Source organism: Streptococcus australis, from assembly GCF_040226615.1.
Lineage (GTDB): Bacteria > Bacillota > Bacilli > Lactobacillales > Streptococcaceae > Streptococcus > Streptococcus australis_E.
The window spans coordinates 237,849-251,226 of the sequence record NZ_JBCOAT010000001.1; the positions used below are offsets into that span (position 1 = coordinate 237,849).

The 13,378-nt window shown below is 42.3% G+C and carries 14 protein-coding genes; 4 read left to right on the forward strand and 10 right to left on the reverse strand.

Features of this window, described 5'->3' with window-relative positions; translation table 11 throughout:
* Window positions 1–7: 7 nt before the first annotated feature.
* The 10 genes from spxR to ABT997_RS01245 form a co-directional block, all read right to left on the reverse strand.
* Window positions 8–1,285, reverse strand: a complete 1,278-nt coding sequence (gene spxR / locus ABT997_RS01200) for a CBS-HotDog domain-containing transcription factor SpxR (protein WP_350018554.1) — start codon at window positions 1,283–1,285, stop codon at window positions 8–10.
* A complete protein-coding gene (locus ABT997_RS01205) occupies window positions 1,278–1,829 on the reverse strand; it encodes a GNAT family N-acetyltransferase (RefSeq protein ID WP_006596062.1) in 552 nt (183 codons plus the stop codon). The genes spxR and ABT997_RS01205 overlap by 8 nt, the downstream gene beginning before the upstream one ends.
* Before the next feature lie 12 nt (window positions 1,830–1,841).
* Window positions 1,842–3,104, reverse strand: a complete 1,263-nt coding sequence (gene murA, locus ABT997_RS01210; RefSeq protein WP_350018555.1) for a UDP-N-acetylglucosamine 1-carboxyvinyltransferase — start codon at window positions 3,102–3,104, stop codon at window positions 1,842–1,844.
* A 238-nt stretch (window positions 3,105–3,342) separates the two neighbouring features.
* Window positions 3,343–3,549: a copper chaperone CopZ gene (gene copZ / locus ABT997_RS01215; RefSeq protein WP_006596060.1), complete on the reverse strand. Its 207-nt coding sequence runs from the start codon at window positions 3,547–3,549 to the stop codon at window positions 3,343–3,345.
* A gap of 48 nt (window positions 3,550–3,597) precedes the next feature.
* A complete protein-coding gene (locus ABT997_RS01220) occupies window positions 3,598–5,826 on the reverse strand; it encodes a heavy metal translocating P-type ATPase (RefSeq protein WP_195213786.1) in 2,229 nt (742 codons plus the stop codon).
* Window positions 5,823–6,257: a CopY/TcrY family copper transport repressor gene (locus ABT997_RS01225; RefSeq protein ID WP_006596058.1), complete on the reverse strand. Its 435-nt coding sequence runs from the start codon at window positions 6,255–6,257 to the stop codon at window positions 5,823–5,825. The genes ABT997_RS01220 and ABT997_RS01225 overlap by 4 nt, the downstream gene beginning before the upstream one ends.
* 305 nt (window positions 6,258–6,562) lie before the next feature.
* A complete protein-coding gene (gene metK, locus ABT997_RS01230; protein ID WP_048716930.1) occupies window positions 6,563–7,753 on the reverse strand; it encodes a methionine adenosyltransferase in 1,191 nt (396 codons plus the stop codon).
* 193 nt (window positions 7,754–7,946) lie between these two features.
* Entirely contained in the window at window positions 7,947–8,600 is a 654-nt protein-coding gene (locus ABT997_RS01235; protein WP_048716927.1) for an ABC transporter permease, read from the reverse strand.
* A 192-nt stretch (window positions 8,601–8,792) separates the two neighbouring features.
* Complete coding sequence (locus ABT997_RS01240; RefSeq protein WP_048716924.1) at window positions 8,793–9,242, reverse strand: hypothetical protein; 450 nt, start codon at window positions 9,240–9,242, stop codon at window positions 8,793–8,795.
* Window positions 9,243–9,664: 422 nt separating this feature from the next.
* The gene (locus tag ABT997_RS01245; RefSeq protein ID WP_048716922.1) at window positions 9,665–10,159 is read right to left on the reverse strand and encodes a hypothetical protein; all 495 of its coding nucleotides are present in this window, start codon (window positions 10,157–10,159) and stop codon (window positions 9,665–9,667) included.
* 235 nt (window positions 10,160–10,394) lie between these two features.
* Between ABT997_RS01245 and ABT997_RS01250 the strand changes: the two genes are divergently transcribed.
* From ABT997_RS01250 to ABT997_RS01265, 4 genes are read left to right on the forward strand one after another with little or no spacing between them, the layout of a single operon-like run.
* Window positions 10,395–11,075 (forward strand): amino acid ABC transporter permease, encoded by a 681-nt coding sequence (locus ABT997_RS01250; RefSeq protein WP_048716920.1) that lies wholly within the window; start codon window positions 10,395–10,397, stop codon window positions 11,073–11,075.
* Window positions 11,035–11,712, forward strand: a complete 678-nt coding sequence (locus tag ABT997_RS01255; protein WP_048716919.1) for an amino acid ABC transporter permease — start codon at window positions 11,035–11,037, stop codon at window positions 11,710–11,712. The genes ABT997_RS01250 and ABT997_RS01255 overlap by 41 nt, the downstream gene beginning before the upstream one ends.
* Window position 11,713: 1 nt before the next feature.
* A complete protein-coding gene (locus ABT997_RS01260) occupies window positions 11,714–12,472 on the forward strand; it encodes an amino acid ABC transporter ATP-binding protein (RefSeq protein WP_048716917.1) in 759 nt (252 codons plus the stop codon).
* 11 nt (window positions 12,473–12,483) lie between these two features.
* A complete protein-coding gene (locus ABT997_RS01265) occupies window positions 12,484–13,341 on the forward strand; it encodes a cysteine ABC transporter substrate-binding protein (protein WP_048716914.1) in 858 nt (285 codons plus the stop codon).
* The last annotated feature ends 37 nt before the right edge of the window (window positions 13,342–13,378 follow it).

The following is a 13,378-nucleotide window of genomic DNA, read 5'->3' on the forward strand; positions in this document are numbered from 1 at the left end:
TTCCATTCTAATTAATTTTCAAAGTGACGGTGGCCTTCGTAACTAACTGTAAATTCAAATACAAATCAAAATCTATAATAGCCGATCGTCTAGTCTGTCGGACAATACGCGTTTCAATCCGCAAGGTATCGTCCACTTGAACAGCTTGGAGGTAATAGACCAAGAGCTGTTCGATAATTAAATTTTTTCCAGAATTCATCATGAGTTGGCGAGTGACTGTTGTTAGAACTTCAGTGAGAACACCATTCGAGAGAACACCACTCTTTTCTAACATACTTGGTTCAACCGTCAATTCAAAATGATTGGCTTGCAGAACTACTTTTTGACTGATTTGTTCACTGAAGGTTGGCAAGCCCGACAATTGCTCCTTGCTCATCCGGTCCATGACCGCACGACGAGTAATAACCCCTAACAGGGTCTGATTGCTGCGAATAACAGGAATCATCTCAAAATCTTCTGCAATCATGCGTTGACTGACATTGGCGATACTAGAAGATAGGTTTGTCGTAAAGACGCTACGGGACATGACCTTGTCCAGAGTTGTCTGGGGCGTCTTGACTCCGGCATCTCGCATGGTCACCACTCCAACAACCATCTGGTGTTGATTGACGACAGGAAAACGACTAAACCGGCTTTTTCTTACCAAATCTAGATAGTCACGTACGGTATCTGTTTCCCGCAAAAAACCATATTCATGCATAGGCGAATAGACTTGTTCGACCGTTAGAATATCTGTTTTAATTTGCATGTTGGCGAGAGCACGGTTGATCATGGTCGCCACGGTATAGGTATCATGCTTGGTACGTAGGATAGGAGTTTGACCACTGCGACCCAGTTCCAAAATAGAAGGATCGACGTCAAAACCACCGGTTACAAGAACAGCATTGTCGTGTTGGAGAGCCAGACGTTGGATATTGGTTCGGTCTCCCACAATGAGGAGTCCACCTTCAGAGACATAATCTAAAATATGCTCTTCTGTCATGGCCCCGATATAAAACTTGTTGAACTCTCGTTCTAGCCCTTCTTTTCCTGCCAAGACTTCCGAACCGGTAATTTCTACAATCTCTCGGAAAGTCAGATGTTCTAGGACTGCCTTTTTGGACTTGACACGAACTGTCCCACTACGAGGTCTCGTTTCAACAATTCCACGATTTTCAGCTTCTTTAATGGCCCGATAGGCGGTCCCATCACTCACCTGCAAATAATTCGAGATACTTCTCACACTGACACGTTTGCCAATGGGTAGTTTCTCCAAATAATCTAAAATCGCTTGGTGTTTACTCATTGAGATCTCCTCTATCTATGCAGAACTCGTAATAATCCCGCATCTTTCGGGTATAGCGGTCACTCCCCTTGAATTGCCGTTTCAAACTATAACCGGCATGTAAAGCCACCTGTTGACTGGCTATATTTTCAACATGGGTAATGATTCGGACTTGTTTGAGATGAAATTCCTGAAAGGACAAGAAGGTAATCTCTTTGACAACCTCTGTCATGAGGCCTTGACCCCAATAGTTCTTGTGTAAGAAATAACCAAGTTCTGCTTCTTTCTTAATTTCATCCAACTTTTCAAACTTAATCGATCCAATCACACGGTCTGTTCCCTTGTCACAAATCGCCCATATTCCTAAAGGATTCTTTAGAAAATAATTGGCCAAGACATACTGGCATTCCTCTAGGGACGTTTGTGCTGGGAAAATAAAAGGCAAATTCTCTGGATTGGAGGATATGGCATAAAAGTCAGCCGCATCACTATATAGAAAGGGCCTCAAGAAGAGGCGCTCTGTTTCAAAACATGAAAATGCTGCTAGTTGCGTCCAAATGTTCATAAAAATCGTTCGTTATGCTTCATCAATCAGCTCGATGTCAGCTCCCAATTGTTGCAATTTTTCAATAATATGCGAATAGCCACGAAGGATAAACTCAATATTGGTAATCTCCGTTCTACCCTGTGCCATCAATCCAGCAATCACCAAGGCAGCGCCTGCACGCAAGTCTGTCGCCTTAACTGGAGCTCCTGTTAATTGGTTTGGTCCTTGGTAAACAATGCGATCACCAACTGTTTCAATGGTCGCTCCCATGCGCATCAGTTCAGCCACATGGTTGACCCGCTTTTGATAAATGGTATCTACGATGCTTCCCTTTCCATTAGCGGTCAAGAGCAAAGGAGTCAAGGGTTGTTGCAAATCAGTTGCAAATCCAGGGTAAGGAGAGGTTTTAATGTGAACAGCTTTCAGATTTTCTTGCTTTTCAACAAACACACTATCCTCAGAAATGGTCATCCGAACACCCATTTCTTCCAGCTTAGCGATAAAGCTTTCCAAGTGTTCATAAAGGACATTGTTGATTTGAATCCCTTCTCCAACAGCTGCAGCAAGGGCGATATAGGTCCCTGCTTCGATGCGATCTGGAATCACTTGGTGACGTGTCCCGTGGAGAAAGTCTACTCCTTCAATGGTAATGATATCTGTACCCGCACCACGAATGTGTGCTCCCATATTATTGAGAAGGGTCACGACGTCAATAATCTCAGGTTCACGAGCAGCGTTTTCAATAACAGTACGACCTTCCGCTTTAACAGCCGCTAGAATGGTATTAATAGTTGCTCCAACGCTAACCGTATCCATATAGATAGCTGCGCCACGGAGACGCTCCCCATTTGTGGAAAGGTTCATACTCGAACCATCCATGGTCATCTTAGCGCCCATCGCCTCAAAGGCTTTCAAATGCAGATCAATGGGACGTGGACCTAGGTCACATCCACCTGGTAGACCGACAGTTGCCTGGCCATAACGTCCCAATAGACTTCCGTAGAAATAGTAAGAAGCGCGAAGACTGTTGATCTTTCCAAATGGCATTGGCATATCTTGTACACCACGCGGATCGATAATAAGAGTCTCCCCATCTCGCTCCACCTTTGCCCCCATGAGGTTCATAATGTCAATCAAGCTAGCCACATCTGATATATCTGGAACACCATCAAGGGTCACAATTTCGTCTGCTAAAATAGTTGCTGGAATGAGGGCCACCACACTATTTTTTGCACCACTAATGGTCACCTCACCTTTTAAAGGGTGACCACCATTAATTATAATTTTTTTCATGTAAATTTGTATAAGCTCTTTCAATCATTCGGTAAAAAATTACCGCATCTATTATATCATAAAAACGCTTCATTTTCCACTACTTCTTATCTTTTGATCGGTCCATCCAATCCTTAAAAAACCTCAACTATATGTTTTGCTATTTTTTTATATTTTTGCTTGCAAACCTAATTTATTTATGTGTTCTCTTGTTGTTTTTTTAAAAAAGGCAGCCCTTTTCGGACCGCCTTTCCTGACTTTATTTCACTTCATTTCCTAATTCATATTTACTGCCTTTTAAAGCTCGACTCAAAGACCATTTCCAAGGTTTCCCTTCAATGGTTACTTGTTTTTTCTCTAAATCAACTTTTACTTCTTCCACACCTTTTACTGCGGATAATTTTTCAGTGACAGCATTGGCACAACCTTGGCATTTCATTCCACTAATTTCGTATGTTTTTGACATAATTATTTTCCTTTCTTTTACTCGAGGAGGTAACTTTTCTCCTAGTTCTTACAATTTTTTTCTCTTTAATCTGAGAGCATTCAGTACAACCGATACTGAACTAAAACTCATGGCTAGACCTGCTAACATCGGGTTTAAGAGCGGGCCACCAAAGAGATAGAGAAGCCCCATCGCCACCGGAATGGCTAAAACATTGTAGATAAAGGCCCAGAACAAGTTTTCCTTGATGGTCTTAATCGTGTAACGACTAATTTCCAAGGCTCGGACAACATCCATCAATTGCGGTTTCATGACGACGATATCGGCACTTTCCATAGCGATATCTGTCCCAGATCCCATGGCAATCCCGATATCCGCAGTTGCAAGAGCTGGTGCATCGTTGATTCCATCTCCCACCATGATCACAGACTTGCCTTCTGCTTGCAATTCTTGGATCACCCGAGATTTTTCTTGTGGAAGGACTTGACTAATGACCTGGTGGATTCCAGCCTTCTTGGCAATAGCCTGAGCAGTCCGTTCATTATCCCCAGTCAGCATGATGACCTTCTTGCCCATTTTTTCTAGGCTAGCAACCATTTCTAAACTATCTTCCTTGATCCGGTCTGCTACCCCAAAAAGGGCCATGAGTTGTCCATCTTCAGCTAAGAAAATCGGGGTTTGTCCATCCTGAGTTAAGTCCTCCAAGTCAGCCTTGGCAAGATGAATATCGATTCCTTCCTCATCCATGAGCGTTTGATTCCCAGCCAGATAAACCTTCCCACCATAGTTAGCAGTGAGGCCCCTTCCTGTTAGACTAGAGAAGTTTTCCATCTCTAATAAGTCTATATGCTCTTCTTTCGCAGCATCCAAAATAGCTTGTCCCAATGGATGTTCGGACTTGGCTTCCAGAGAAGCTAGGACTTGTAAGGCATGGTTCGTTTGACCATAGGTATAGGAAGAAGACAACTGAGGTTTACCTTGAGTGATGGTCCCCGTTTTATCAAAGACCAAGACTTGCGCTTGGTGAGCTAACTCAAGGACATCCCCCCTCTTGTAGAGGATTCCATGCTCTGCCCCTAAGCCTGTGCCCACCATAATGGCTGTCGGAGTCGCCAAGCCTAGGGCACATGGACAGGCAATGACCAAGACACTGATTGTCACCGTCATAGCAAAGGTGAAAGTTTCACCCATGATAAAGTACCAAAAGAGGCCTGATAAGAGGGCAATCCCCATGACTACAGGGACAAAGACTCCTGCCACTTGATCCGCAATCTTGGCAATCGGTGCTTTGGTTTGTTGGGCATCTTCCACCAGCTGAATGATTTGTGCTAGTAAGGTATCCCGACCAACTTTCTCAGCCCGATAAACCAAACTACCTTGTCCATTAATGGAACCTGCGTAAACTGGACTGCCTTCAGTTTTTTGGATGGGGATAGATTCACCCGTCAGCATGCTTTCATCAATGGCTGATTGTCCGGAAACCACTTGACCATCAACGGCTATTTTTTCACCTGGTTTGACCAGGATCTGATCTCCAATGACCAAGTCTTCTACAGGTAGTTTCACTTCCTTTCCATCACGTAGGACCGTTGCCTCTTTAGCCGCCAGATGCATGAGCTTTTTGATAGCTTGAGAAGTACGCCCTTTTGATAATGTTTCAAAATACTTACCCAAAGTAATCAAGGTTAAAATCACGGCTACAGATTCAAAATAAAGCTGGTGCACGTGATGGTGGTGGCCAAGCAAAATGTGATAAGTCCCATAAAGACTATAAAGAAAGGCTGCACTAGTCGCTAAAGCTACCAAAGCATCCATATTGGGATGGCCTTTTAGAAGGGTTCGGAAGCCATTTCGATAAAAGGCTCGACCGAAAACCATCACAGGGATGGTCAAGGCCAAAAGTACAAGAGTATAAGCCACAGGTGCTTGATCAGGTGAAACAAATGCAGGTGCCGGTAGGCCAATCATGGGCCCCATTGCTAGATAAAAGAGAGGCAGGGTGAAGACGGAAGACCAAAAGAGGCGTTTTCGGATCACTTGTAGCTTGTCACCTTCTCGCTCTTCTTGGCTCTTAGCTGTATCTGGATTGTATACTACTGCCTCATAACCGGCGTCCGCTACTGCTTTTGAAATAGCCTCTGGACTCAAAGGTTCCCCCTGATATTCAACCGTCATTTTTTCAGTGGTTAGGTTGACTGTCGCTTTTTCAACACCCTCAAGATGGTTAACAGCTTTCTCCACATTGATCACACAGGATGCACACGTCATCCCATTGACGACAAAAGTTTCTTCTTTCATTTATCTTCCTCCACATGACTGGCACAGTGACACTGGCCAGGTTGGCAATCACATTGAACCCGCTCCACGCTCACTTTCGAAGCCAGGAGGTCTTGCAACCCCTTCATTTGCTCCTCGGTCATAGGGGTTTGCTGGATTAATCGCTCCAATATGTGACCATGCTTGGTCAAGCAGATCTTACTTAAAACTTCATTAACAGCTGTAAAATTAGCCTCTTCTTCATTGAGGATGGTCTGATACAAATAGGTCCGACCTTCTCTTCGGCTTGTCAAATAGCCTTTATCAGCCAATCGTCCTAAGAGGGTTTTCACCGTCGAAGCTGACCAGTCCTGCTTGGTGGAGAGAATCTTGGTTATTTCTGTAGAAGTCGCTTCCCCCTTAGTCCAGAGAACTCTCATGACTTCCCATTCCGCACTTGAAATCTTTGCCATTCTTTTACCTTTCTAGCTCTCATCAAGAACAATTAATTTACATTTGTAGTTACATTATACACCTTCCATTTTGTTTGTCAATAGTTTTGTTTACTTTTGTAGATTAATTTCATAAAAAGAGAGTGGGACAGAAATCGGTAATTCGTTAGAATTCGATTTCGTCGTCCCACCTCCGCACAGTTGAGTAGGGCTGTAAAAGCTGATGAAATCAGCGTAGTAGAGCCCACTCAACCACTGCGTCTTGCTCGATAATCCAAAGATAATTGAGAGGCTAGGACTTTTGTCCCGGCCTCCTTTCTATCTCCTTAGTTAACTGCTTCTTTTAAGGCTTCTACCTTGTCCAAACGTTCCCATGGTAGATCGATATCAGTACGTCCCATATGTCCATAAGCCGCTGTTTGACGGTAGATTGGACGTTTGAGATCCAACATTTGAATAATCCCTGCAGGACGAAGGTCAAAGATTTGACGCGCTGCTGCTTCTAATTTGCTTTCAGCAACTGTTCCTGTACCGAAAGTATCGATACGAACAGATACAGGGTGAGCCACCCCAATCGCATAAGCCAATTGCACTTCTGCTTTCTTAGCAAGACCTGCAGCAACAATGTTTTTAGCGATATAGCGAGCTGCATAAGAAGCTGAACGGTCCACCTTAGTTGCGTCCTTACCAGAGAAGGCACCACCACCGTGACGTGAGTAACCACCATAGGTATCTACGATAATCTTCCGACCCGTCAAACCTGAGTCTCCTTGAGGTCCTCCGATAACGAATCGACCTGTTGGATTGATAAAGAATTTAGTCTCATCATCCAGGTAAGAAGCTGGAATCACTTCCTTGATGACCTTATTGATCACATCCTGGTGGATTTGTTCATTGCTGACATCTGGATCGTGTTGAGTTGAAATAACCACCGTATCCACGCGCACTGGCTGGTCATTTTCATCATACTCAACAGTGACTTGTGACTTGGCATCTGGACGAAGGTAGCTGATTTCACCAGACTTCCGAAGCTCTGCCAACCGACGAACCAACTTGTGACTGAGTGAAATTGGTAATGGCATGAGTTCTTCTGTTTCATCCACCGCAAAACCAAACATGAGACCTTGGTCACCTGCACCAATCAAGTCAAGTGGATCTTGGTCTGCGTTTCCACGGACTTCCAAAGCTTCATTAACCCCTTGAGCGATATCAGGAGATTGTTCCACCAAAGATGGGTGGACTCCCACTGTTTCAGCCGAGAATCCATACTCAGTGTTTGTATAACCGATCTCTGCAATGGTATCACGAACCACACGGTTAATATCGACATAAGCTGTAGTTGAGATCTCACCAAAGACATGCACGGAACCAGTATAAACAGCTGTTTCTGCAGCCACGTGTGCTTCTGGATCTTGCTCTAAAATAGCATCCAAAATAGCATCTGAAATTTGGTCTGCAATCTTATCTGGATGCCCCTCAGATACCGATTCAGACGTGAATAATTTACGTTCTGACATAAAAATGTCCCCCCTTAAAAAATAATTGTTATAGAGTTACAAAGAACTGGTAGATGCTTTCTACCACCTTATCGGGACCATATAACTTAACTATTATATCACGATTTTTCACCAGTATTCCTTTTTTTATAAAAAGAAAAAGATATAGTTTGAAACTATATCTTTTAACTTAACCTCTTTCCAACTCTAATTCCTACAGTAGCAAGGTCCCTATTAATACAAGGATAGTGGAAATGATAGATGGAATTTGAATACCTAACCAAGCTGGATCACCAGCAAAAAGCATGGACGCAAAATAGAGAGTTACTGAAACAAATAGCATCGTCTTATTAGCCGTTTTCGTACCAATGCCAAGCAAGACTGTCGCAGCAATGTAACAAGTAAGGTAAGAGCCCAAAAAGAACAAAAAGACAATCGCCCATCCTCCCATTACCAGAGCACTACCTATAAAAAGCATCAGTAAGCCCATATTTACGAAAAATACAAGAGTTAGAAGGCCCCTATTAGGAACAGAATTTTCTGGGGCTTGTTCCGCCATTTGTGGCTGAGCAGGATTTTCTGGACCTTGATCCGCCATTTGTGGTTGAACAGGATTTTCTAGATCTTGATATGTCATTGGTGGCTGAGTAGGATTTTCTGGGACTTGATACGCCATTGGTGGCTGAACAGGATTTTCTAGGCCTTGTTCTGCCATTGGTGGCTGAGCAGGGTTTTCTGGGACTTGAGACCCCATTGGTGGCTGAGCAGGGTTTTCTGGTACTTGAGCCCCCATTCGTTGCTGAATAGATTCTTCAGGCATTCCGTCTTTGTCTTGGTTTGTTTCACAATTTAGCTGTTGATCTGTCATAATTTTCTCCTGACATTTTTCTAAAATATTTTGCTTTTCTTAAAATGCTGGAATAAACGATTTTATAAGTGATATTCACTGAATTCTTCCATGCATCTAATGACATTTTTAAAATATACAAATTGGTAGAATTTCTTGACTCGATAGGATCATTGATCAAGCAAATACTGATTTAAAAGAGTTTCCCCCTTCTTAATATCTCAATACTTCTTTATCTTCTTTCGCTAGGATTGTTCCTATTAAAACGAGAATAGATAAAACTATCGGTGCAATTCGGAAAACTCCCCAGTCTGGATCATAAGCTAAAATAATGGACAGTATATAAAGTACGAAACTCGTATAGAGTAGCGTCTTATTCCCTTTCTCCATCCCTATTCTAAGAAAAATGGCCCCAATAACAATACTTAATAAGTTTGGTCCTAGAAAAATTAAAATGAAAAGTCCCCAAGCATTACCCGAAAGTGCAAAGTAAGAGATAAACAATACAAGATAGATAATGGATAAGTAAAAGGCGACTGAAAGAAGAATGGAGGTAAATTTGATTTTTGTTGGATAATTCTGGATAGGTGCCGAATAAAAACCATCTCCACTTATCCTAATCGTATCTTTAGTTTCTTCAACATTATTCTGCTGATTTGCCATAGCATTCTCCTCCCTTTTCTTATTACTTTATTTATGTTTTCTCTTAAAACATTTATACACTATTTCATCATTCTTTTCATTAACCGTAAGACAACTGGAATCCTACCAAGGAATTGCAGGATAGTGACGCCCAAGGAAACCAACGGAACGATCGGATACCAGGTATGCTCTTTTCTAATCGAAGAACATAATCGTACCCAATCCATTTTCACTACCTGCTATCCAAACAGTCGAAATATAAAGAAAGGTTACAAAATAAATTAGCCCGGATACCATTTATTTCTAGACATTTATTTCACTCCACTTTCAAAGTAAAGTATAAATTGATTTGTTACCTCTCATTATACCACAATTTGTAACCGCTTCCTCCATGTTTTCTCGCTATATAAAAAAGGTAGGATTTTACGCCCTATCTTCTATAATTACTCTCCATTATCAAACATTACAGTTCCGAAAAAAACCACTATAGCTATTATAAGAGGCATAAACAAAAATATTCCCCCAGCTTGGTCATACACTGCAATCATCGAAACAAAAAATAAAACTGCAGATGTATAGAGACTTGTTCTATTCCCAATCGTTTTTCCGCTCCAAAGCAGAAGGGTAGCAATGATAATACAGAGAAAATGGAGTTGTAACATAATTGTCCATTCTCTAAATGCGATCGCGACGAGTAGAGACCATCCTAGGTATATAGTTGCGAAAACAAGTGCAATAGATAGTACTATCGTACTTCCGACTCTTTTTTCTGTCCTCATCTCATTGTTAGAAAGGAGAGTATCTCCTAAAACATATGCCTCTTTGTCTTTATTTTCTTTGGGATTCTGCTCTTCACCCGCCATGGATGACTGAACAGTCCCCTCAAGCACACCTTGATGCTCTTGGTTTGATTCATACTTTGGATCTTGGTCTGTCATCGCCCTTCCTCCTCTTTTATAAGGTTAAGTGATTTGGTATTTCTTACTCCTATTATACCCCATTTGATAATCTATTGCATCGGCTATGACGGGTGATAAAATTTATCTATCAGCTTGATAAATTTTCCATATTATTCAAATGTTTTTTTTCGTGTTACAATGTGACAGTATTATTTTCTAATCAGTAAGGTAGCATTTCTTTTTTCCTTGCTCATTAGAGAGGAGGAAATCATTTTTGGATTGGTCAATTGTTGAACAATACTTTCCACTCTACCAGCAGGCCTTTTTCTTGACCTTTCACATTGCTGTATGGGGGATTTTAGGTTCATTTCTTTTAGGACTGATTGTCAGTATCATCCGACACTATCGTTTACCGATTTTAAGTCAACTAGCTGGCTGTTACATCGAACTTTCTCGAAATACACCGCTCTTGATTCAGCTCTTCTTCCTCTACTTTGGATTGCCAAGGATAGGAATCGTCCTTTCTTCAGAAGTCTGTGCAACCATTGGTCTCATCTTTTTAGGTGGTTCCTATATGGCTGAGTCCTTCCGAAGCGGTCTAGAAGCTGTCAGCCAAACCCAGCATGAAATCGGTCTCTCCATTGGGCTAACACCCCGACAGGTCTTTCGCTATGTGATTCTACCACAAGCGACCGCAGTGGCTCTGCCTTCCTTTAGTGCCAATGTCATTTTCCTGATTAAAGAGACCTCTGTATTCTCTGTAGTCGCTTTAGCTGACCTCATGTATGTAGCAAAAGATTTGATTGGACTCTATTACGAGACAGATATCGCCCTGACCATGTTGGTTATTGCCTATCTGCTTCTCTTACTACCGATTTCACTTCTCTTTAGTTGGATAGAAAGGAGATTACGCCATGCAGGATTCGGGAATCCAAGTACTCTTTCAGGGAAATAATCTCCTTCGGATACTCCAAGGCTTGGGCGTGACCATTGGAATTTCCATTATCTCTGTCTTCCTATCCATGATCCTTGGAACTTTACTCGGAATCGTGATGACTTCTCATTCAAAAGTCATTCGTCTGCTCACTCGCTTTTATCTGGAATTTATCCGGATCATGCCTCAGTTGGTCCTGCTCTTTATCGTATACTTCGGCTTGGCCCGCAACTTCAACATCAACATTTCTGGTGAAAGTTCAGCTATTATCGTCTTTACCCTTTGGGGAACGGCTGAGATGGGGGATTTGGTCCGAGGGGCCATCACTTCTCTTCCAAAACACCAGTTTGAAAGTGGACAAGCCTTAGGATTAAGCAAGGTCCAACTATATCGCTACATCATCATCCCACAGGTTCTCAGACGATTGCTTCCACAAGCTATTAACTTGATTACGCGTATGATAAAAACAACCTCCTTAGTGGTCCTCATCGGGGTTGTAGAAGTTACCAAGGTCGGCCAGCAAATCATCGATAGCAACCGCCTGACCATCCCAACCGCTTCTTTTTGGATTTATGGAACTATTTTAGTCTTGTACTTTATTGTTTGCTTCCCTATTTCCAAATTAGCAGGACTGTTAGAAAACCACTGGAGGAATTAATATGTCTGAAACCATTTTAGAAATCAAGGACCTAAAAAAATCCTTTGGAGACACTCCTATCCTCCAAGGGCTTTCCCTCAAGGTTCAAAAAGGGGAGGTCGTGGTGATCTTGGGGCCTTCTGGTTGTGGTAAGAGTACCCTCCTTCGTTGTATCAATGGCTTAGAAAGCATCCAAGCTGGCGATATTCTCTTGGATGGTCAATCCATTACCAAGAATCAAAAGGACTTCCACCTGGTCCGCCAAAAGATTGGGATGGTCTTCCAAAGTTATGAACTCTTCCCTCATTTAGACGTTCTCCAAAACTTGATTCTTGGTCCTACAAAAGCTCAAGGACGAGCTAAAGAGGAAGTCATCAAGGAAGCAGAAGAGTTACTGGAACGGGTCGGTCTCTTGGAGAAGAAACATAGCTACGCAAGGCAGTTGTCTGGTGGACAGAAGCAACGGGTAGCCATCGTTCGCTCCCTCCTCATGCATCCAGAAATTATCCTCTTCGATGAAGTGACAGCCTCTCTAGACCCTGAGATGGTCCGGGAAGTTTTAGAACTCATCAACGACCTGGCCCAAGAAGGACGGACCATGATTCTGGTGACTCACGAGTTACAGTTCGCACAAGCTATTGCCGATCGAATCATTTTCTTGGATCAGGGCAAAATTGCCGAAGAAGGAAGTGCTCACTCCTTCTTTACCAACCCACAAACCCAACGAGCACAAGAATTTTTAAATGTATTTGACTTTAGCCAATTTGGCTCATATCTATAAAGGAGATTTTTATGAAATTCATTAAACCAATTTTAGTTCTTTTTACCTTCGCTCTCGCTTTGCTCTTTATCACTGCATGTGGCTCTAGCAAGTCATCATCTTCTTCTACCGGCTCTAAAGCACGTACCATTGAAGAAATCAAGAAAAGTGGCGAGCTTCGTATCGCAGTCTTTGGAGACAAAAAACCTTTTGGTTATGTTGATAATGATGGATCCTACCAAGGTTACGATATCGAACTAGGAAACCAATTAGCTAAAGACCTTGGTGTCAAACCGAAATATGTATCAGTGGATGCGGCTAACCGTGCGGAATACTTGATCTCCAATAAAGTGGATATCACATTGGCCAACTTCACCGTAACTGATGAGCGGAAGAAACAAGTAGACTTCGCCCTTCCTTACATGAAGGTTTCACTCGGTGTGGTGTCTCCTAAAGATAAGGTCATCACTGATGTGAAACAATTGGAAGGAAAAACCTTGATTGTAACCAAGGGAACTACTGCTGAAACCTACTTTGAAAAGAACCATCCAGAAGTGAAACTTCAAAAATATGACCAATATAGCGATGCCTATCAAGCTCTCCTAGATGGACGTGGCGATGCCTTCTCAACAGACAACACAGAAGTTCTTGCCTGGGCCCTTGAAAACAAAGGATACGAAGTTGGAATTACTTCACTTGGTAATCCAGATACTATCGCACCAGCGGTTCAAAAAGGAAACAAAGAACTCCTTGATTTCATTAACGATGACATTCAAAAGCTTGGAAAAGAAAACTTCTTCCACAAAGCTTATGAAAAAACTCTTCACCCAACCTACGGCGATGCTGCAAAAGCAGATGACCTCGTTGTTGAAGGTGGCGAAGTAAAATAACAAATAAAGACTCTATCGCAATGATAGAGCCTTTTTT